19 protein-coding genes are annotated in these 20,251 nt (G+C 71.4%); 9 read left to right on the top strand and 10 right to left on the bottom strand.

Going from position 1 to position 20,251, the window contains the following annotated elements:
- Nucleotide 1: 1 nt before the first annotated feature.
- On the bottom strand, nt 2–1,312 hold the full coding sequence (locus ACGFIV_RS28340; RefSeq protein WP_358559420.1) for a cytochrome P450: 1,311 nt from the start codon (nt 1,310–1,312) through the stop codon (nt 2–4).
- A 243-nt stretch (nt 1,313–1,555) separates the two neighbouring features.
- On the opposite strand from ACGFIV_RS28340, the gene ACGFIV_RS28335 reads away from it, so the two are divergent.
- Complete coding sequence (locus tag ACGFIV_RS28335; RefSeq protein WP_392838188.1) at nt 1,556–2,530, top strand: acyl-CoA desaturase; 975 nt, start codon at nt 1,556–1,558, stop codon at nt 2,528–2,530.
- Nucleotides 2,531–2,563: 33 nt separating this feature from the next.
- Here ACGFIV_RS28335 and ACGFIV_RS28330 read toward each other — a convergent pair whose 3' ends face one another.
- Both ACGFIV_RS28330 and ACGFIV_RS28325 read right to left on the bottom strand, forming a co-directional pair.
- Nucleotides 2,564–3,580, bottom strand: coding sequence for a TolB family protein (locus ACGFIV_RS28330; RefSeq protein WP_392838187.1), 1,017 nt, complete (start codon nt 3,578–3,580; stop codon nt 2,564–2,566).
- A gap of 80 nt (nt 3,581–3,660) precedes the next feature.
- On the bottom strand, nt 3,661–4,548 hold the full coding sequence (locus ACGFIV_RS28325) for an alkaline phosphatase family protein (protein WP_392838186.1): 888 nt from the start codon (nt 4,546–4,548) through the stop codon (nt 3,661–3,663).
- A 300-nt stretch (nt 4,549–4,848) separates the two neighbouring features.
- Between ACGFIV_RS28325 and ACGFIV_RS28320 the strand changes: the two genes are divergently transcribed.
- Genes ACGFIV_RS28320 through ACGFIV_RS28310 form a run of 3 tightly spaced genes read left to right on the top strand, consistent with a single transcriptional unit; the run spans nt 4,849 to nt 6,695 of the window.
- A complete protein-coding gene (locus tag ACGFIV_RS28320; protein WP_358559412.1) occupies nt 4,849–5,298 on the top strand; it encodes a hypothetical protein in 450 nt (149 codons plus the stop codon).
- Between the two features lie 14 nt (nt 5,299–5,312).
- Nucleotides 5,313–5,909: a cell wall protein gene (locus ACGFIV_RS28315; protein WP_358559410.1), complete on the top strand. Its 597-nt coding sequence runs from the start codon at nt 5,313–5,315 to the stop codon at nt 5,907–5,909.
- 9 nt (nt 5,910–5,918) lie between these two features.
- Nucleotides 5,919–6,695, top strand: a complete 777-nt coding sequence (locus ACGFIV_RS28310; protein WP_392838185.1) for a MauE/DoxX family redox-associated membrane protein — start codon at nt 5,919–5,921, stop codon at nt 6,693–6,695.
- A 152-nt stretch (nt 6,696–6,847) separates the two neighbouring features.
- On the opposite strand, the gene ACGFIV_RS28305 is transcribed toward ACGFIV_RS28310, so the two are convergent.
- Both ACGFIV_RS28305 and ACGFIV_RS28300 read right to left on the bottom strand, forming a co-directional pair.
- Nucleotides 6,848–7,819: a hypothetical protein gene (locus tag ACGFIV_RS28305; RefSeq protein ID WP_392838184.1), complete on the bottom strand. Its 972-nt coding sequence runs from the start codon at nt 7,817–7,819 to the stop codon at nt 6,848–6,850.
- A 444-nt stretch (nt 7,820–8,263) separates the two neighbouring features.
- On the bottom strand, nt 8,264–8,854 hold the full coding sequence (locus ACGFIV_RS28300; protein WP_358559404.1) for a TetR family transcriptional regulator: 591 nt from the start codon (nt 8,852–8,854) through the stop codon (nt 8,264–8,266).
- Between the two features lie 148 nt (nt 8,855–9,002).
- Between ACGFIV_RS28300 and ACGFIV_RS28295 the strand changes: the two genes are divergently transcribed.
- Together ACGFIV_RS28295 and ACGFIV_RS28290 are read left to right on the top strand one after the other, a co-directional pair.
- A complete protein-coding gene (locus ACGFIV_RS28295; RefSeq protein WP_358559424.1) occupies nt 9,003–10,559 on the top strand; it encodes an MDR family MFS transporter in 1,557 nt (518 codons plus the stop codon).
- Between the two features lie 173 nt (nt 10,560–10,732).
- Nucleotides 10,733–13,597: a CARDB domain-containing protein gene (locus ACGFIV_RS28290; RefSeq protein ID WP_392838183.1), complete on the top strand. Its 2,865-nt coding sequence runs from the start codon at nt 10,733–10,735 to the stop codon at nt 13,595–13,597.
- 112 nt (nt 13,598–13,709) lie between these two features.
- Here the strand turns inward: ACGFIV_RS28290 and ACGFIV_RS28285 are convergent, their stop codons facing one another.
- The gene (locus ACGFIV_RS28285) at nt 13,710–14,138 is read right to left on the bottom strand and encodes a DUF6069 family protein (protein ID WP_358561871.1); all 429 of its coding nucleotides are present in this window, start codon (nt 14,136–14,138) and stop codon (nt 13,710–13,712) included.
- Nucleotides 14,139–14,346: 208 nt separating this feature from the next.
- On the opposite strand from ACGFIV_RS28285, the gene ACGFIV_RS28280 reads away from it, so the two are divergent.
- Complete coding sequence (locus tag ACGFIV_RS28280) at nt 14,347–15,537, top strand: sensor histidine kinase (protein WP_392838182.1); 1,191 nt, start codon at nt 14,347–14,349, stop codon at nt 15,535–15,537.
- On the top strand, nt 15,525–16,187 hold the full coding sequence (locus ACGFIV_RS28275) for a response regulator transcription factor (protein WP_358559473.1): 663 nt from the start codon (nt 15,525–15,527) through the stop codon (nt 16,185–16,187). The genes ACGFIV_RS28280 and ACGFIV_RS28275 overlap by 13 nt, the downstream gene beginning before the upstream one ends.
- 18 nt (nt 16,188–16,205) lie before the next feature.
- Here the strand turns inward: ACGFIV_RS28275 and ACGFIV_RS28270 are convergent, their stop codons facing one another.
- The 3 genes from ACGFIV_RS28270 to ACGFIV_RS28260 all read right to left on the bottom strand — a co-directional run bounded on the left by ACGFIV_RS28270 (nt 16,206) and on the right by ACGFIV_RS28260 (nt 18,985).
- Entirely contained in the window at nt 16,206–16,499 is a 294-nt protein-coding gene (locus ACGFIV_RS28270; RefSeq protein ID WP_392838181.1) for a MarR family winged helix-turn-helix transcriptional regulator, read from the bottom strand.
- 157 nt (nt 16,500–16,656) lie between these two features.
- Entirely contained in the window at nt 16,657–18,171 is a 1,515-nt protein-coding gene (locus ACGFIV_RS28265; protein WP_358559469.1) for a ricin-type beta-trefoil lectin domain protein, read from the bottom strand.
- A gap of 220 nt (nt 18,172–18,391) precedes the next feature.
- Nucleotides 18,392–18,985, bottom strand: coding sequence for a hemerythrin domain-containing protein (locus ACGFIV_RS28260; protein WP_358559467.1), 594 nt, complete (start codon nt 18,983–18,985; stop codon nt 18,392–18,394).
- Nucleotides 18,986–19,314: 329 nt separating this feature from the next.
- Between ACGFIV_RS28260 and ACGFIV_RS28255 the strand changes: the two genes are divergently transcribed.
- On the top strand, nt 19,315–19,443 hold the full coding sequence (locus tag ACGFIV_RS28255; protein WP_358559465.1) for a hypothetical protein: 129 nt from the start codon (nt 19,315–19,317) through the stop codon (nt 19,441–19,443).
- 355 nt (nt 19,444–19,798) lie between these two features.
- Here the strand turns inward: ACGFIV_RS28255 and ACGFIV_RS28250 are convergent, their stop codons facing one another.
- A complete protein-coding gene (locus tag ACGFIV_RS28250) occupies nt 19,799–20,212 on the bottom strand; it encodes a PPOX class F420-dependent oxidoreductase (RefSeq protein ID WP_358559463.1) in 414 nt (137 codons plus the stop codon).
- Nucleotides 20,213–20,251 lie beyond the last annotated feature (39 nt).

Here is a 20,251-nt window from a genome sequence, read left to right as displayed (position 1 = left end):
GTCACGTCTCCTTCCCCTGCGGGCCGAACCCGAGGACGAACCGGTCGGGGAAGATCCCGTGGGCCCGGACGACCACCCCGTCCGGCGGCGGGAGCAGACGCACCCCGGGGCGCAGGAGCAGGCGGCGCACCACCTCGCAGATGACGGCCCTGGCGGGGTGCACTCCGAGGCAGGCGTGGTGGCCGTGGCCGAAGAACAACTGGAGGTGCCCCGACCTGCCCGGGCGGAACTCGTCCGGCTCGTCGACCACGTCGGCGTCGAACATGGCCGAGGCCGGAGCGGCAAGCACGAACGTGCCTGCGGGGACGACCGTGCGGCGCGGGGTGCCGGCGGCGAGGACGTGGTCGCGCTCGCACACGCGGGGCAGCAGCTTGAAGAACGGGCTGAACCGCAGAGCCTCCCAGACATAGCCATCGAACCGGGTGGGATCGGGGTCGGCGGCGGCTTCCACGGCCTGCGCCCGCACGCGGGGGCGGAGCATGAGCTGCTCGACCGCCTCCACCATGGCCCCCGGCCCGCTCTCGACGAACCCGAGCGGCAGCCCCGCCATGTTGATCAGCATCCGCTCGTCGCCGAGGCCGACCTCCGCCGGAAGGCTCGTGCGGACGAGCCGCGAGAAGACGTCGCCGGGCGGCGGCACCGGCCCCGCCGAAAGGGCGGCCCGGCGTTCGGCGAGCAGGCCGCGCAGGTAGTCGATCATCTCCTCGCCCGCGAGAACCGACGCGGCCCTGATCGCGGGGTCGCCCTGGAAGTTGGCGAAGCCGTCGGTGACCACGGCCCTGGTCCATCGCGACAGGGTCTGCGGTGTGGGCCCGGGGACGCCGAAGTACTCCGCGCACACGCGCAGGGCGACGTGCCGGAACAGCTCGCCGACGGCCTCGACGCGCCCTCGCCCGGCCACGGCGTCCAGCGCCTCGTCGGCCGAACGCCCCGCCAGCCCGCGAAGGCGCGCCGCCTCCTCGGGAGGGAGCATGACCCGCATCAGCCCCTTCTCACGCCAGTTCATCGGCGTCGCGTCCCTGGCCAGCATGAACGGCCCGCCCAGCGCCGCGTCCAGGCGCGGGCCGAAGGCCCGGACCGAGAAGACCTCCTCCCGGGAGAGCACCTCGGTGACGTCGGCGAAACGGGTCACGACGGTGAAGGCGGGCGTGACGAAGATCGGCCGCTGCTCGCGCAGCACCGCGAAGAAGGCGCGCCAGTCGGTGCGCATCCACTCACGGACGAGGGCGAACGCGGACATCGGATCGCGTGCCATGGCCGCGTCGTATCTCTCCAGATGGTCGCCCGCGGTCGCCTGATCGACAGCACCCATGCCGTAGGACCCTCCGTCTCGCCTCTGAACCGCCACCGGACCAGGCCGTTGCCGCCACTTTGCGTGGCGATCTCCGTGCGCCGGGTCACATCGCCCCCAGAATAGCTACAGATTGCGATCCCTTGCCTGCCCTACGTGATTGATGCGTCACTTCCAGGCAACTCCCCCCGCCCGGTCGTCCGGCCGTTGAATGGGTGCCCGGACCGCACACCAGGCGGTCCTCGCCGACCGCAGGGAGCGAGCATGACCATGTCGGCCTTCCCGCCGGCCCGTCCGGAGCACGGCACGGCCGAAACGGTGGCGGTCACGGCCGGGCGCCGCGCCGCCTATCTGATCGCCCTGGTCATCCTTCCGGTGCTGATCCTGGCCGTCGCCGTCCCCGCCGCCTGGGGGTGGGGCATCGGCCCGCGCGACGTGGTCATCGCCGTCGTCATGTACGTGATCAGCATCTTCGGCATCGCGGTCGGCTACCACCGGCACTTCACCCACCGGGCCTTCAGGTGCCGCAGGCCGCTGCGCATCGCGCTCATGCTGGCCGGGGGCATGGCGGTCGAAGGGCCGGTCACGCTGTGGACGGCCGAGCACCGCCGCCACCACAAGTACGCCGACCAGCCCGGTGACCCGCACTCGCCGTGGCGCTACGGCGACGGCGGCGCCGCCCTGCTGCGGGGCATGGCGCACGCGCATGCCGGGTGGTTCTTCACCGCGCGCCGGCGCTCCAGCCGTGAGCACTGGGTGCCCGACCTGCTGGCCGATCCGGACGTCCGGCGGTTCGACTCCGCCTACCCGGCCGTCGCGGCGCTGTCCTTCCTGCTGCCCGCGGCCGTGGGAGGGCTGTGGGCGATGTCGTGGGCCGGCGTGTGGACCGCCCTGTTCTGGGGCGGGCTGGTCCGCTACGCCGTGGTGCACCACGTGACCTGGTCGGTGAACTCCGTCGCCCACACCTTCGGCGAGCGCCCGTTCCAGACCAGGGACCGCTCGTCCAACGTCCGGTGGGTGGCGTTGCTGACCCTCGGCGAGGGCTGGCACAACTGGCACCACGTCGAGCCGACCTGCGCCCGCCACGGCGTGCTCAGAGGGCAGCTCGACCCGAGCGCCCGGCTGATCCGCTGGCTCGAACGGGCCGGCTGGGTGTACGCCGTGCGCTGGCCGAGCCCCGAGCGCGTGCACGCCCGCCGGGCCCCCGCCGGAGGCCTCAGCCGACGAAGACCGGGCTGAGCGCGGCGAGCGCCGCCCTCCTGGACGCCGGCCTCAGCCGACGAAGACCGGGTTGAGCGCGGCGAGGGCCACCCTCCTGGAGGCGCCGGTCCCGTCGGCGGGCGCCGACCACAGGTCGGCGCCGAAGTCCCCCGCCAGGGCGTACATCACGGTGTGCCCGTCCGCCCACACGACCTGGTCGTCGACGCTGCGCGCCTCGGCGAGCGGCGTCTCGCGCATGGTCCGCAGGTCGAGCGCGTACAGCCGCCACGGCTCGTCCGGGCTGAGGCCGGGGACGCGCTTCTTGAAGACCAGGCGCGTGCCGTCGGGCGACAGCGACGGACACTCGACGTTCGGACGCAGCGTGGTCACCTTGCGCGCGGCGATGTCACCGCGCACAAGGTAGGTCTCGCCTTTGGTGGCCAAGGTCGCGTAGAAGTGCCCGTCGTCGGCGAAGGTGACGCCCCAGAAGTTCACGTCGGAGGCGTGGTACGGCCTGCCGTCCTTCACGATCGCGTAGGTCTCCAGGCTCGGGGTCAGCGTCCATGTCCGCGTGTCGACGATCGAGGTCCGGGTGGAGAAGTCGCTCCCGGCGTAGGAGTCCCCGCCCACGAAGACCGTCCAGGCGGCCAGCCGTCCGGACGGCGCGACCCGGGCCCGGGACGGGATGCCCGCGATCGGGTAGTCGCGCAGCGTCCGCAGCCGGGCGTCGAGTACCGACGCGTAGTAGGTCTCCCGTATCGGGCCGTCCACCTTGCGCAGGCACACCCCGGTCCCGGCCGCCGCGTGGAAGCGCAGGCAGCGGATCGGGGCCGAGGTGCGCGCCCCGCCCGGGTCGGAGGCCGCCACGGAGACCAGCTCGTCCCGGTGCGCTCCCCAGGCCATGTTGCGGAAGATCATTCGCCCTTCGCGGTCGAGGGTCACGGCGCCGGGCGCGACGGGCGGGCCGCCCGGACGCGCCCGGTCGCGCTCCTCCGCCCGCCGCGCCGCTTGCAGCACCGAGGCCAGGGCCAGCGAGCACAGCAGCGCCACCGCGACCAGCAGCGTGACCAGGCGAGCCCGGGTCGTCATCACGTCCCCGTCCCGGCCGGAGCGTACGCCGCCCTACATGCCCTCATCGCGTGTCCGTCCCGCGCGGGGCGCACATCAGCTCAGCTCCAGATACCGGTGATGTCCGAGGCCGAGGCGGCGTTGCCCGCGTGGGAGGTCAGGCCGGCCATGTCCTCCAGAGTCCGGAGCAGGTTGTAGTGGTTGTAGGTGGTGGCGGACGTGCTGCCCGGGACGACCGGCTGGCCGTAGACGACGGTCGCGATGCGGTTGCCGCTGAGCCTGTTGTCCTCGTCGAAGGTGACCACAAGGAGGCTGTTGTTGGACTTCGCCCAGGTGGCGTACGCGCCGAGCTTGTTCTTCAGCCAGGTGTCGCCGGTCGAAACCGAGCAGTCGTGCATGTCGTTGCACAGGTCCGGGACCACGAAGGAGACCGTCGGCAGCCTGGTGTAGTCCGTCGGGAACTGCGCCATCGTGTAGGCCGTGGAGGCCGGGACGTTGCGGAAGCCGAACCAGGGGTTGTGCTTCTGCGCGTACTTCCCGCCGCTGCTGGTGCACACCGTGGAGCCCTGGCTGGGCAGGCCCTCGTTGTAGCTCGCCCAGGTCTTGCCCGCCGCGATCAACTCCGAGCCGAGGTTGGCGGCGGAGCTGAAGCCGATCGTGACGCAGCCGTCGCCGGTGATTCCCTGGGTGCCTCCGGAGAACATGGCGTAGTAGTTGGGCTGGCTCGGGTGGGTCTCGGCGTAGAACTGGGTGAGGTTGGCGCCGCCGGTCTTCAGCGAGTTGATGTAGGGGGCGCTGGAGCTGCCGATGACCTGCGAGTACGCGTGGTTCTCCAGTACCACGACGACGACGTGGCTCGGCGACGGCACGGAGGCCGCGGAGCTCGTGCCTGCTCCGGCCCACAGGCCGAGGCCGACGATGAGGCCGATGGCGGACGCGACCGAGAGGAGCATCCTGCGGGAGCGTCCCTTTCCAGCGGAAACAGCCATGACTGTCCTTTGCACGGAGGGTGGTAAGCCATGTCAGGTTAAATCGCGATGTGCTAGTCCTCCGATGGCACGGGGTGAACACAAGCCGAACAGTTAGCTTCCCACTCCCGCGCCCCTCCCCCGGACCCGCCGGGCCGGCACTCCTGTTCCCTGGCCGCCTTGGTGAGGCCGGAGCGGCTGCAGTTTGGGCATTGACGAAATTTCATTACATGTTATTCATGTGACAAGTCAAGAAATTTCGGCCTAAGCGCACCACACAATCGGGGAACCGTCAGAGCTCACCCCCCAAGGAGGACGCGCATGGCGCGCAGCCAGTCCACCGACCCACCCCTCGACCTGCTCGGACCCGTCCAAGGAGAGGTCTCCTGGTTCTGCTGCGGCGCGGCCTGGGGCCCGTGCAGCACCACCGGCAAGGGAGCGTGCGGCACCTGCAACTCCGGGAGCCTGCAGCACGCCTGGCCCAACACCTCCGACGCCTGCTGGGCGATCACCCGTCCCGACAGCTGCGGCGTCAGCATGTCGCGCAGGACCTGTGGTTTCAGCCACAGGACCACGGCCCTGTGCAGCGGCACCAGCGTCGTCACCACCATCGCCGACTGCGGCCCCCAGACCGACCTGTTCTGCGGCGAGCGCAGCTGCTGCGGCGCGACCTGCGCCAGCAACCGGCTGATCGACCTGACCCCGGCCGCCTACAGCCGGATCGCCAGCCTTTCGACCGGCCTGCGGCCGTGCGAGATCTCGGTCCCCTAGCTAGGAGGCGTCCGATGACCAGCAGAAGACAACTGCTCAAGTCCGCCGTGCTCGGGGGCGGGGCCGGCGTCGTCGCCGCGACCGCGTTCGGGTCGCTCGGCCCGGAGGCGGCCTTCGCCCAGGCGGCGCCCGACGTCGAGCCCGGCACGCCCGACCCGAACTTCGCCGAGGGCCGGATCCGCTCCATCAAGGACAACACGCTCTTCGTCCTCGGCTCGAACTGGGTGTTCCACCGCATCAGGGTCGTCGACGGCACGAGCCTGTGGAAGCTGGGCCCCGTCGCCTTCGACCAGGCCAAGCCCGGTGACGGACTCTACGCCCGGGGCGTTCGCATGCCCGACGGCGTCCTCGCCGCCGAATCGGTGTGGTTCAACATCGTCAACGTCAAGGGCCACATCCAGAACATCACCAGCGAGAAGGTCCACCTCGACCACAACGGCAAGCAGATCCTCTGCCACCTCGTGGCCGGCAAGTCGGTGGCCGTCTACTCCGACGCGCCGCCCTCCGCCGACCTGTCGCAACTGCGGGTGGGCCAGCACGTGCAGGTCCTGGGCGCCTGGCGGCCGGACACCAACGAAGTCGACATCGCCACCGTCTTCTCCCCCCACTAGGAGCCACAGATGCACGGGATCGCCGCGCCGCAGCCGTACGTGATCGCCTTGTTCCTGCTCTGGGCCGCCCTGATGAAACTGCTCAGCCGGCGGATGCGGGCGCAGGCGGGGCAGACCGCCCTGGCCCGGCTGGTCGGCGCGGCGCGCGCGGTCCCGGCGCTCCGGCTCGTCGCGGTGCTGGAGCTCGCGGTTGCGGCGGCGCTGCTGCTGCCGCCGGCCTCGCCGCTGGAGGGGACGGCCGCCACCGTTCTCTCCGCCGGATTCCTCCTCTACCTCACCTATGGGCGCCTCGCCGCGCCCGCCTCGTCGTGCGGCTGCCTGGGCACGCACGCCCGTCCCGTCAACTGGCGCGGCTTCGGGCGGGCGGGACTCCTGCTCGCCGTGAGCGTCGCGGCCATCTGGGCGGGGCCGTATCCGTTGGACGCGACGGGCGTGGTCGTGGGCCTGGCGGAGGCCGCCGCCCTGCTGGCGCTCTCGGCGGAGCTGGACCGCCACTGGCTGACGCCCCTGCGCCGGCTTCTCGTACGGCTGCGCAGGCCGCTCGCCGTGGTCGCGCCCGAGAAGATCCCGCTGGAGGTCTCGCTGCGGCTGCTCTACCTCAGCCCCGCCTACTGCTCGGCGTCCGCGCGGCTCACCTCCGACGTCCAGGACGTGTGGGACGAGGACGGCCTGCGGTTCGTGGTCTACGCGGCCCGCGAGCGGACGGCGGTCTTCGCGGTACCCCTCTCCGGCGGCGAACCGTCGGCCGTCCGCGTCGCCCTCATCGAGGAGCCCGCATTGGCCTGACGTCCCCTCAGGGGCCGGTCACGCCTTCGTCAGCGTCTCCACCGCGCCCTTGGGACCCTGGCCCTCGCTTCCTGACCGGCCGGGTACGGCCCGGACGCGAAGTGGCCGCGGGCTCGTGCCCGCGGCCACCGGCGAAAGGTCGGCGCTCAGCGTCAGGGGGCCGAGCTCGGGGGAACGGTCACGGTCGCGGTGACCGTCGGGGCCGGCTCGTCCGTGGGCGTCGTGGTCGGAGTTCCCGTGGGAGTCTCAGTCGGGGTAGCGGTCGGGGTCTCGGTGGGGGTCTCGGTGGGCCTCTCCGTCGGGGTCGGAGTGGGCGTCTCGGTGGGGGTGGGGCACGGCTTGGGGGCACGCCACTGGAGGTTGCCGGGCTGCCAGTGCTTGGGAGCCCACCAGCCCTTGCCCCGCCAGAAGTTCTTGCTGGGCCGCGTCAGATCGAAGACCCAGGCGGCGGTCGTCGCCGGCTCATCCTGTGGCGCGGCCGTCGTCGGCTCCACCTGGGGCGCGACGGTCGCCGGCGCGCTCTGGGACGGAGCGGTCGTCGGCTCGCCCGTGGTCGGGGCGGTCGCCGGCGCGGTGGTGGGCGGGGCGGTCGCCGGCGCGGTGGTGGGCGGGGCGGTCGTCGGCGAGGCGGTCGTCCCCTCGGGCGTGGGCGTGGTCGTCGGCGGGGCGGTCGTCGGCTCGGTCGTGGGCGTGGTCGTCGGCACGTCCTCCGGCGGGACCGCAGTGGGCTCGGGCTGCGGCGGGACGGTCGTGGGATCGCCCGGCGTCGCGGCGGTCACCGACACCCAGTCGCCCTGCTTGATCTTGGTGTCGCCCCGCCGGCCGGACACGGTCCGGGTGGAGTCGCCGATCGCGTACACCCTCTCGTAGCCGTCCTGGCTCTTCACGGTGATCGCGTCCTCGGCCACGACGGTGGCCTGCCCGGTCTGGGTGAACAGCACCGGGAAGGTACAGTCCTTCGCCGGCACGACGAACTCGCCGTGCGGGGTGCCGATGAAGCGCCAGGCGTCGGCGGCGGACACCTTGACGGCGGGGGCCGGCGTCGGGGTTTCGGTCGGAGTTTCGGTCGGGGTCGCAGTGGACGTTTCGGTGGGCGTTTCCGTGGGAGTCTCGCTGATCGTCACCGTGGGAGTCGGCGTTCCCTCCGGGGGCGTCGTGGGCGATGACGCCGAGGCCGCGGCCGCTTCGACGCCGCCCGACGCCGCCAGCACGAGAGCTGCGGCGAAGAACAGTGGGCGTGGGATGCGGCAGCGTGGCCCGCCCGGTTCGGTCGACCGTTCTTCGTTTGGCTTGTCAGGGTTTGCTGGCGTCACCATGTCCTCCAACTAGCTTGATCCGATCGAACTCGCGCCGAAGCGACGGCGGCATGACAGGAGTCGTTCGCTTGCCCAAGCGGAACGACGTTCACCCCCGGCCTCTGAGTCCGGCAATGGTCCGGGAAAGCCTGCCCGCAATCTCAGCGCCCAAGCAGGCAAATCAGCCGATCACTCTCGGCATGGGAGGCTTTTAGCAGGTCACCGCAAGGTTACGAAAGTAGAAAAAAATCCGCTTTCGGGCGCGATCATCCGTCATCGGTCGAAGGGCCGGGCCATCTCGTCGAAGACGTCGTCGAGGATGTCGCCCATGGTGCGGGACTCGTGCTCGTCGATCCACATGTGCGTGGCGATGCGCACCGCGCTCAGGAAGGCCGCCGCCATCACCCGGGGCCGTGTGCCGGTGCCCGTATCGCCGCGCCCGGCGATGGCCTGCGCGAGGTCGCGTTCGAGGTTGGCGTGGTTGGCCAGCTGCCGCGCCAGGAGCGAGGGATGCCTCTTGGCGAGCGTGGCGCGGACCGCCCATTCCCTCTCGGGGCCGCCCGGCTCGCGAACGAGCTCGTGCACGGCTTCGCGCAGCGCCCGCCAAGCCGGTTCCTCGGCGGGGCGGGCGCGGACCCTCTCCCCCATGAGGCGGATGCGCTGCTCGTCGCCGTAGAGGAGGGCGTCCTCCTTGCTGGCGAAGTAGTTGGAGAAGGTCCGCCGCGAGATGTTGGCGGCGTCGGCGATGGCCTCGACGGTGACGTGTTCGAGGCCGTGCTCCACGGTCAGCCGCAGCGCGGCCTCGTGGACCGCCTGCCGCGTCTCGGCCTTCTTGCGCTCGCGCAACCCCACTGTGGTCGTCATGACACGGACAGCTTACTGTCCACGCAAACATGCTCGGTGCGCAAACTTGCGCAATGTGCATGTATGGTGGTCCGGTCCGTTCCCGATTACCCCGTATCGGAGGTCGCGCGTGAGCGCACAACCGGTCACCACGCACGACGCGGAGCCGATGAGCCACCGGCAGATCCTCGAAGCGCTGAGCGGCCTGCTCCTGGTGCTGTTCGTGGCGATGATCAGCGGCACGATCGTGTCGGTGGCGCTGCCGCAGATCATCGGCGCGCTCGACGGGACCCAGTCCCAGTACACGTGGGTGGTCACCGCCTCGCTGCTGGCAGCGACGGCCTCCACCCCGATCTGGGGCAAGATGGCCGACCTGTTCAGCAAGAAGCTGCTCTTGCAGATCTCCATCGTCATCTTCATGGTCAGCTCGCTGGCCTGCGGGTTCGCACAGAACACCGGCCAGCTCATCGCCTTCCGCGCCCTCCAGGGCCTCGGCATGGGCGCCCTGCAGATCCTGGTCCAGGTCGTCCTCGCCGCGATGATCACTCCCAAGGAGCGGGGGCGCTACAACGGCTACCTCGGCGCCGTGATGGCCGTGGCCACCGTGGGCGGGCCGCTGCTCGGCGGGCTGATCGCCGACACCTCGTGGCTGGGCTGGCGCTGGTGCTTCTTCATCGCCGTGCCGTTCACGGCGCTCGCCTTCGTCCTGCTGCACAAGACGCTCCACGTGGCCTCGATCCGCCGCCCGGACACCAGAGTCGACTACGCGGGCGCCACGCTGATCGCCGCGGGCGTCAGCATCCTGCTCATCTGGATCACCTTCGTGGGCAACTCCTTCGACTGGATCTCCTGGCAGACCGGGGCCCTCGCCGGCGGCGGGGTGCTGGTGCTGGCGGTCGCCACCTGGGTGGAGTCGCGGGTCAAGGAGCCGGTGGTGCCGCTGCACGTCGTCCGCAGGCGCACCCCCGCCCTCGCCATCCTGGCCAGCCTCGCGGTGGGCATGGCGATGTTCGGCGGAGCGGTGTTCCTCGGCCAGTACTTCCAGATCGGCCGGGGGTACAGTCCCACCGAGGCCGGGCTGCTGACCATCCCGCTGATGCTCGGGGTGCTGCTCTCCTCGACCATCTCCGGGCGGCTCGTGTCCAGGAGCGGCCACGTCAAGCCGTACATCGTGACCGGGTCGATCGTGCTCACGCTCGGGTTCCTCGGCCTGTCCACCATCGACCACGAGACCTCGCTGGTGCTCGTCTCGGGCGGGATGCTGCTGGTCGGCATCGGCGTCGGCATGTGCATGCAGAACCTGGTGCTGGCCATCCAGAACACCGTCCCGCTGCGCGAGCTGGGTGCCGCCAGCGGCGCCGTGACGTTCTTCCGGTCACTGGGCGGCACGTTCGGGGTCTCGGTCCTGGGCGCGGTCCTCGCCGACCAAGTGGCCTCCGGCATCGCCGAAGGCTTCGCGAAGGCGGGCATCCGGCCGTCCGGCTCGGCGGGCACCACCCTCAACATCGGCGCGCTGCCCGAAGCCGCGAGGACCGTCGTCCGCGCGGCCTACGGCGACGCCACGGGGCACATCTTCCTCGTCTCCGCCGCGATCAGCGTGGTCGGCGTCGTCGCCACGCTCTTCCTCAAGCCCACCAAGCTGCGCGACAGCCTGGACCTCCCCGAGCCCCCCAAGGCCGGCGAACAGCCGCTGGAGACGGCCGACCCAGGCACGGCGAAACGCTGACCACCGGCGTCCGAATATCTCCCCGGGTGGCGTCGCGGAAAGCGGGATCGGCACCGCCCGGGAGGATCTTCGACGCGCAAACGCGCCCGGCTGTTCGGACGTAAGACGAAATGGGGGGATTGAGTAGGGGGCTACTCATGCTGGATCGGTCCAAATGAACCGATGGTTGCGGTATGTCTACCGGTCCCCTACGCGCGGTTCTCGCCCTCCTCATGATGACCCTGGGCCTGGCCGTCGTCACCACACCCGCGAGAGCGGCGGCCAGCACCCAGCCACTCACTGTGCGCGTCCTGCTCGTGAGCTGCGTCGATCCCTGCCGTAACGAAGGTCTCGAAAGCGCCGGGGAGAGCGCCCCCGACTTCTACGGTGAGATCACCTTCGCCGGCTTCCCCACGTTCACCACCCCGAGAGCCGCTGAGGACCAGGTCCAGGTCGCCCCGTTCTGGACGCTGACCCAGCAGATCCCGACCACGGTCCTCGACCAGGAGATCTCCGTCCTGATCAAGGACCACGACTCCACGTCGGGCGACGACTGGGCCGACACCTCCCCCCGGGCGGGCGACCCCTACACCCGGTTCAAGGTCAACATGATCCACGGCACCGTCTCGGGCGACATGACCTCCTCCGTGCAGTGCGTCACCGGCAACGGCGAGCCGGGCGGCGGGATCTTCGGGAGCGACCCGCAGCCCGCCGTCGAGGTGTGCCTCGAGATCACCCCGAACAGCGTGACCGACTCCGACGGGGACGGATACACCGACTACGAGGAGTACCGCGGCGTCGACCTCAACGACGACGACATCGTCGATCTGCCTCTGCCCGACCTCGGCGCCGACCCCACCCGGCGTGACATCTACGCCGAGATCGACTGGATGCGCCTGGAGAAGCCGCAGGACGGCGTGCTGTCCAGGGTCGAGCAGGTGTTCTCGGACGCCCTCGTCACCAACCCCCAGACCCATGCCGACGGCCTGGCACTGCACCTGATACCGGACGAGGAGCTCCCGTACGCCGAGGCGATCGACTTCGGCGACACCCGCGCCCCCGGCACGTACGACGACTTCGACGACCTCAAGCAGGGCAACCCCGCCAAGGCGTGCGGACCGGACGCCACCGGCAACTTCGGCACCGACGCGGACCGTGCCAGCCCCCTGTGCGACAAGATCATGCTCTACAAGCGGCTCCACTTCCGGTACGGGATCTTCATCAACGGCCTGACCGACAGCGGGACCACCTCGGGCCGGGCGGAGCTGGACGACCGGGGCTCCAACGACTTCGTCGTGTCCCTCGGCCGGTGGACCCCCAAGATGTTCGGCGAGGTCGGCGGGCGTGCCGCCGCCGAGCAGGCGACGCTGCTTCACGAGCTCGGCCACACCTTCGGCCTCGGCCACGGCGGGCGCTACGGCAACGGGACCGCCGACCTGGTCAACTGCAAGCCCAACTACCAGAGCGTCATGAGCTACTCCTGGCAGTTCGCGGGGATCGACCCCGACCGCCCCCTCGACTACCAGCGGTTCGGCAAGGCGAACCTGGACGAGACCGACCTCGACGAGATCAAGGACCCCGGACTCGCGGGCGTCGTCCGCCCGGTCATCTACGGCGTCGGCGGCCTGGTGGCCAAGGGCCCGGCGGAGGACCCGATCGACTGGACCGGCGACGGACCGCCGTTCTCGGCTCACGCGAGCGCCAACATCAACCGCATCACCGCCCTCGGGCCGGACTGCGACAAGACCGACGACGACGAGACGCTGCTCAGCAACCCCGACTGGGACCGCCTGGTCTACGACTTCACCAGCAGCCGGTACTTCTCCGACGGTACGCACGGCCCGATCGTGCCCGAGCTGACCGGGGACGCCGTGCTCCGCGTGAAGGCGGTCGACCTGACCGCGGGCATGACCGTCGACAGGCCCGACGCCGCCGGCGGCGACACGGTGACCGCCACCGTGACGATCGGCGACAAGGGACCCAGCAAGTCCACGGCCACCTCGGTCACGTTCACGCCTCCCGCAGGCGACCCGGTCACCCGGCAACTGAGCGACCTCGCGCCCGGCCAGACGGCCACCGAGACGTTCACGTACACGGTGCCCTGCACTGCCGCGGACGGCAGCACGCTGACCAGCACCGTCAAGGTCACCGGCAAGAACGCCGCCGGGGAGCCCGAACTGGAGGAGACGCTGGCCGACAACACCGCCACGGCCGTCACCAGGGTCCACGCGCCCGTCATGGCGGTGACCGCCACGGCCACCTCCTCCGTGAACGCGGGCGAGGCGATCACGTACACGGTCGGCCACCGCAACACCGGCAGCGCGCCGGCCACCGGAGCCACCCTGAAGTACACGCTGCCCGCGGGCGTCTACTACAGCCAGGCCCTCGACCAGGGCGCCGGGCCACGCCCGGCCACCGTGACCAGGAACGCCGACGGCACCACGACGCTGACCTGGAACCTCGCCACGGTCGCCGCCGGCGCGTCGGGCACCATCACGTTCACGGCGCGGCCCACCCTGCTGATGGAGGCGGGGGCCAAGGCGACCGGGACGGCGAGCCTGTCCTACGGCGGGGCGAACGGCTGCACGTTCACCCCGGCGACGGGGTCGGCGCAGACCTCGATCACCGTGGTCGCGCCCAGCAGGCTGCCGATGCTCTCGGCGCTGTGGGGGCTGCGGACGGACCTGCGGACGGCCGAGGTGCTGGCCCGCGTCCAGGCCACCGACACCCGTTTCGACGGGGCCGACGGCTCCGCCGCCAACGGCGCGCTGTCCCAGCAGGAGGCGTCGGCGGTCCTGTTCCTGCCGGCGACGCAGCCGCGCTCCTTGCGGGCCGAACTGCTGGCCACCACGTTCAACATGGCGTCCCGCCGGATCAACGCGGGCACCGCCGTCCGTACGCTCACCACCCAGCGCCTGCGCCTGAGCACGGTCGGCGACGCCGTCCGCTACGCCCAGGCCACCCTGGCCCAGCCGCCCACCCTGTCCGGCCTCCTCCGCTACACCGACGCCACCGTGGCGCTCACCGAGATCAACTCGGGCGTGGCGGAACGCTACTAGTCACCCAGCGAACGCCTCCCTGGCCCGCCCCCGCGAAGCCTGGGAGGCGCCGCCATGCCCGCCGCGATCCGACGGGAAGCCCCGGGCACGTCCCACCCGGGCGGACGCACGGTCACCGGGCGCGCGCCGAGCGGCCGAGGCCGGGGATGAGCACCGCGGCGACGACCAGGTGCATGCAGGCCAGGGCCACCATGCTCCCGGCTCCGACGGCGCCGAGCGGCCCGAGCAGCGACAGTACGAGCACCACGACCGCGATGATCGTCCAGAGCCGTCCCGGCCGCCTCACGATCCGTTCCAGCGACGCGAGCAGCGCCCAGGCCGCGAGCCCGGCGACCAGGCTCGCCACCGCGACCGCGCCCGGCCCGACGGGCTGAACCGCCCCTCCGACCTGGACGGTCAGGCCGGCTCCCGCGACAGGGCCGGCCACCGCCCAGACGGCGAGCGCCGCGACCGTCCCGCCGGCCACGGTCAGCGCCCTCCGCGTGGCGGTACGGCCGGCGCGCCCCGGTGCGGCATCAGTACGAGTGGTCTCGCCGAACATGCGCTTCCTCCTTCGATGACGGACGGCCGTCCCGCGAGCCATCCGCTGATGGCCGCCGCCGGTCCCGCCTGGTTCACCCCGACAGCGTCGCCGCCGCGGGGCGGGGCCCGCATCGGGCGCGTGGCGGCGGCGGGTACGTCCGCGGTCGAGCCGGCCACCGACTTTGGTAGGTGTCGGCGCCTCGATGCCCGGAGCTACCCTTGGCCGCGTGAACGGCGAGAACCACTGCGAGGCGGAGGCGGAGTCCGTGCGCCGGCGCCTCCCTTTGACCGCCGTCGTGACAGGGGTGATCGCCTGTATGGCCGCCCTGGTCGCGCCGACGATCTGGGGACTGGCCGGAGCGCATCCGTCGAGAGGGCTGCTGGCGCTCGACATCGCTACCGGGGTGCTGGGGTGCGCCCTTTCACCCGTACTGCTGTGGCGGCCGGTCACCGGCGCGCTGGCGCTCACCGTGCTGGCCGTGCTGTCACCGGCGGCCACCCCTCCTGCCACCCTCGGCGCGCTCCAGGTCGCCCAGCGGCGCGGCTTTCCCGCCGCGGCCGCGACGGCCGCGGCGGGGATCGCGGCGCAGGCGGCGCAGGGCCTGTGGCGGCCCAACGCGGGCATCTCCTTCGGCTGGTGGCTGGTCCTGGTCACCGTCGGGTACGGCGCGCTGGTCGGCTGGGGCGCGCTCGCCCAGGCTCGACGAGCGCTCGTCTGCTCGCTGCGCGAGCGCGCCCGCCGCGCCGAGGCCGAGCAGGGCCGGCGGGTGGCCGAAGCCCGCATGCTCGAACGCACCCGTATCGCCCGCGAGATGCACGACGTGCTGGCCCACCGGCTGTCCCTGCTGGCCACGTACGCGGGTGCGCTGGAGTACCGGCCGGACGCCCCGCCCGAGCAGCTCTCCCGCGCCGCCGGCGTGGTCCGCGCCGGGGCGCACCAGGCGCTCGACGAGCTCCGCGAGGTGATCAGCCTGCTGCGCGACGAGGACCCGGCCGGGGACCACGACGCCGCCGGATGGCCGCAGGCCGTACTGGCCGATCTCCCCCGGCTGGTCGAGGAGTCCCGCGACGCCGGGGGGCAGGTGCGGCTGCGCGACGGGGTGGTCGACCCGGCCGCCTTGCCCGCCGCCATGGGCCGCACCGCTTACCGTGTCGTGCAGGAGGGGCTGACCAACGCCCGCAAGCACGCCTCAGGCGAGCCGGTCCAGGTGGTTCTGGAGGGCAGGCCCGGCTCCCGGCTCGTGATCGACATCCGCAACCCCCTGCCCGCGGGAGGCGCCGCCGCGCCCATCGCACCCGGCGCCGGGACCGGCCTGGTCGGGCTGACCGAGCGGGTACACCTCGCGGGCGGGGAGCTCGACCACGAGCTGACCGCCGCCGAGTTCCGCCTGCGCGCCTGGCTACCATGGCCGGCGTGAGCCGTCCGCTGCGCGTACTCCTGGTCGACGACGACGCCCTCGTCCGCGCGGGGCTGTCCATGATGCTCGACGGGATCCACGGCATCGCCGTGGTGGGCGAGGCCTCCGACGGCGACGAGGTGCTCGCCGCCGCGGACGCGCACTCCCCCGATGTCGTGCTCATGGACCTGCGGATGCCGCGTGTGGACGGCATCACCGCCACCCGCAGGCTACGGAGCCGGCGGCACCCGCCCGAGGTCATCGTGCTGACCACCTTCGACACCGACGAGAACATCCTGCACGCGCTGCGCGCCGGCGCCAGCGGCTTCCTGATCAAGGACACCCCGCCGGAGCGGATCGTCGAGGCGGTGCGCCGGGTCGCCGCCGGAGACCCGATCCTGTCGCCCCGCGTCACCCGCCGCCTCATGGACCGCGCGGCCTTCCAGGCCGGGGCCTACCAGCGGGCTCGCGCGGCGCTGGCCGCCCTCAGCCCCCGCGAGAACGACGTGGTCGTCGCGGTGGCCCGGGGCCGGAGCAACGCCGAGATCGCCGCGGAGCTGTTCATGAGCGTGGCCACGGTCAAGGCCCACGTCTCCCACATCCTCACCAAGCTGGATCTCGACAACCGGACCCAGATCGCCCTCCTCGCCCACGACGCCGGCCTCGCCTGACCGAAGCCGGTCGTTGTCTCAGGGGGTCAGGAGTTTGGTGAGCAGGGTGGTGAGCTGGTCGCGCTCGGCGGGGGTGAGGGCCTGGAAGGTGTGGTCGAGGAACCCCCGGACCGCGGGCTCGGCCTCGTCGAGCAGCCGCAGGCCCGAGTCGGTGACGGTGACGGCGTAGGCGCGCCGGTCGTCGGGGTTGCGCTCGCGGCGCGCGTGGCCGGCCCGTTCGAGGTCGTCGCAGAGGGTGACCATGACGCTGCGGTAGATGCGCAGTTCCTCGCTGAGTGCCTGTTGTGGGCAGGGGCCGACGGCCGCGAGCATCTACAATCTGGTCCGCCGCCTGTGCCCTCGGCTCCACGTCGGGGAGGCCGGGACGGCCGCTACACACGTGTGTGGTCGCCGTCCAGCGCGGTGTAGACGTTGCCGTGGGGGCGGCGAACGCCCGCCGCCCCCCCCGGTGCTCTGGATGGGCCGCGCGTCAGCCCCGCCACCACTTCTGGTTGGCCCCGCCATTGCATTCCCACTGCTGCAACGGGGTGCCGGTGCCGCCCCAGCCGGTGACGTCCACGCACTTGTTGGCCTGCGGGTTGACCAGGTCACCGGCGCCGCTGAGGACGAACTGCTGCGCCGGGTTGCCGCTGCACCTGGCGAGCTGGATGACGGCGCCGTTGTCGCGTGAACCCCAGGCCACGTCCATGCAGAGGCCGAAGGCGCGGATGGTGCCGTCGCCGGGGAAGGTCCAGTTCTGGGCGTTGGTGCCGTTGCAGTCCCACAGCTGCAGCCGCTGCCCGTCGACCCCGTTGGAGTTCGGGACGTCGATGCACTTGTTCTGCCAGCCGATGATCCGGCTGGTGCTCCCGCCTCCGGTGGTGGTCAGGGTCAGGCCGTACGCGCCGAGGATCTCGTTGACCGGCTGGTAGAAGGTGGTGCCGCCGGTCGAGCAGTTGCCGGAGCCGCCGGAGGTGACGCCCTGCGCCTGGTCGCCGGTGATCCACGCGCCGCCCGAGTCGCCGCCCTCGGCGCAGGCGGTGGTCTGGGTGAGCCCGTAGACCAGCGACCCCGAGTAGCTGACGGTGACGTCCTTGGCCTGGATGACGCCGCAGCGCCAGCCGGTGGTGCGCCCGGATCGGCAGATGGACGAACCGGTCGCGGCCTCCTGAGAGCCGGCCACCGCGACGTTCCCGCCGCCGTAGTTGTTGACCCAGGGGCGCGGTGTCCAGTCGCCGTTGGTGCGCACCCAGGCGTAGTCGTTGCCGGGGAACGACGAACCGGCGAAGGTGCCCTGGGTGACGTTGTTGTACCCGAGGGTGGGGCTGCTGGTGCCGCCGCAGTGCCCGGCGGTGACGAAGCCGCCGTTGCTCACCGAGAAGCCCACCGAGCAGAGCGTGTTGCCGTTGATGACGTACTGGTCCCCGCCGCGGATGTCGTAGAGGGGCCGGGGCGCCTGGCCGGCGGAGACCCGCACCGCGGCGGCGTCCACCGCTCCGGCCTTGACGAAACGCCGGGCGGCGTCGAGGTCGGCCGCCGACACGACGACGGTGTTCGCGGCCACGTCGACGTACCAGCTGTAGACGTTCCGCCCGGCGCCGCCGGCGGCGCGGTCGAGCGCGGCCTTCGTGGCCGCGAGCTGCTTCTCACTGCGTTGTACGGCCACCGGGCGCGCACCCGCCGCGCGGACGAGGTCGGCGTCGGCGGCGGAAAGGACGCCGACGGCCAGCCGTCCCTCGGCGGCGTCGAACCAGGCGCCGGCGAACCGGTCGGCGAGGCGCGTGCGGAGCCCGCGCTCCACCACGGACGCCGCCGCTTCGTGAGCCTGCCGGATCCGGGCCTGCGTGGGGGTCAGGCCGAGGTCGCGTTGCAGCGCCTGCTGGGCCGAGGAGGCCCCGGACGGATTCGGGCCCGGATCGGGCGATGGGGCCGCCTGGGCGGGCATGGAGGGGAGGACGAGCGCGACGGCGAGCACCGCCGCGCCGGTCAGCACGGTGAATCTCACGGCAGGTCCTTGGGGGGGATTGGGGGGTGGACGAGACGTGAGAGCGCTCTCTGAAAAGAGACTTTACAGTTGTTTTACTTCAAGTCAACAAGAAAGGTTGCTAGAGGGCGCCGCCGCGGCGGGCATGGAGCGCGCACGGCCCCCGGCTTTGCGTGCGGTCATTGGGGAGCGTACGGCTCGCGGCTTTCGCGCGCGGGCCGTACGCTCCCCGGTGACCCGGTCAGTCGTCTTGCTTGTTCTTGCTCATCGCCTGGCGGATGAGGTCGCGAGCCCGGTCCATGATAGCCGCGGGAGTGCCGACCACGACGTTCTCGGTCGCCGTCTCCACCCCGGGATGCGGGTGTGTCGGAGCGACGGCCTCGGCGGCCCTGACCCCGAGGGCCATGGCCCGCCGCTCGGCGTCGGTGGTCTCCTTGACCAGCTGGGTGAACTCGTAGCGCTCCTCCGCCTCGGCATGCTCGATCACCGACTGGCGGAGCTCCTTCAGATTCGAGGAGAAGGAGGGGTCGTCGGTACCCCGTTTCTCCATGAGCGAGAGCAGCTGCTTGGCCTCGTTCTCCTCCCGGAGCCGGTCGTCGACGATGGCCTCTCCCCCGTCGATCTTGCGCCTGGCGTAGGGATGGACGATCTCCTCCTCGGCCGTCTCGTGTACGGCCAGCAGCCGCACCAGTCGTTCGAAGGACTCCGCCCTAGCCCCTCCGGTCGCCTGTTCCACCTCGGCGAACAGGTCGCGGATCATGGTGTGCTGGTGGAGCAACAGCCCGACTACATCGTTCTCGTCGCGGAGCTCCGGCTTTGTCTTGCTGTCAGCCATGGCATTACCTCCTAGTGGAGGCCACTCCCCGGACAACCGTCGAGGAGAACCAATCGAACCTTCCCGGCCAGGCAATAACTTCGCCATGCGCCACCAGGACCACCGGGCCGGCGGACGACGACGCGCCGGCTCGTCGAGCATGGAGCCACGCGCCCGTCGCCGACCAGGCCAAGAGCCGGAGCGGGCCCCGGCGCGGCATTCGGGGTGGCAGGAAGTGGTCACGTGAGGGCAGCTTGCTGCCGTCCATTCGTCTGGTTCGCGGGCCGCGATTCCCGCAGAGTTGTTCTTGCGAGAACAAATAAACGGCCCGCAGCGAAAGAGACGAAGAAATGACGAACTCCACTTTCTCCCCGGTCAGCTCCACTCGTTCCGCCGGCACCACCTGGGACGCGTACACCCGCACTGCCGGGACCACCTGGGACAGCTTCTCCCGCACCCCGGGCACCACCTGGGACTGACAAGAAGGAGACCACCGTATTGAATCCCTCGTATCATCAGACCTGAAATATCAAAGCTCCACATATTGCGATTGAGCTCCGCCAGGCCGATCAATTCCCATCGTGACCCGCATTCCAACCGATGGCATCGGCGACGCATCGAGGCGGCAAGAATTCGACCGGCCAGGAGAACGCCGGTAAATCCCGTTCCGGCCCACCGGCCAGATCGCCACCCGGCGGTCACACCCCGTTCGCACGCCGTCCCGCTTCTGCGGCATTCACGCTGACCGCGCTCCTGGGCATGCCCCTCCACCTGTTTCGCCGACGACGCCCCCCAGGGCCCGCTCGACCAGTTCAGCCCGCCCCACCCAGCAGGCTAGACCCACCGCCTGCTCGGGATCAGCTTGTGCGGGTCGACGTCGGAGTCGTCCAGGCCGAAGCTGATGATCCGCCGGGGGCGGACACGGATGATGGGTCCGGTGACCTGGCTCGCGGAGTCCGAGGGATGTTCGATCGCCTCGCCCAGACCGCGAATCTCCACGCACCGGACGCGCCACGGCCGCACCGACGCGATGTCGTCGACGACGAACGCGACCCGGCCGTTGCCGGCCACGTTGCGGTACTTCCGGCTGGCGGCCATGTTGTAGCCGCCGATGTCGATGGTCGCGAGGTCGGCGTTGTAGGAGAACCCGACCGGGCTGACCTGCAACGTGCCGTCGGGCTGGACCGTCGCCAGCCGCCCCAGTCTCTGCGTCGCCAGGTAGTCGATCTCGACCTGGGTGAACGTCATCGTGGCCCCTCCAATGGGTGACGCGGCGGTGGCGCGGGG

This window comes from Sphaerisporangium sp. NPDC049003, assembly GCF_043197795.1.
Classification (GTDB): Bacteria; Actinomycetota; Actinomycetes; order Streptosporangiales; family Streptosporangiaceae; genus Sphaerisporangium.
The sequence above is the reverse complement of the archived record's forward strand: the minus strand, read 5'-3'. Positions and strand labels throughout refer to the sequence as shown.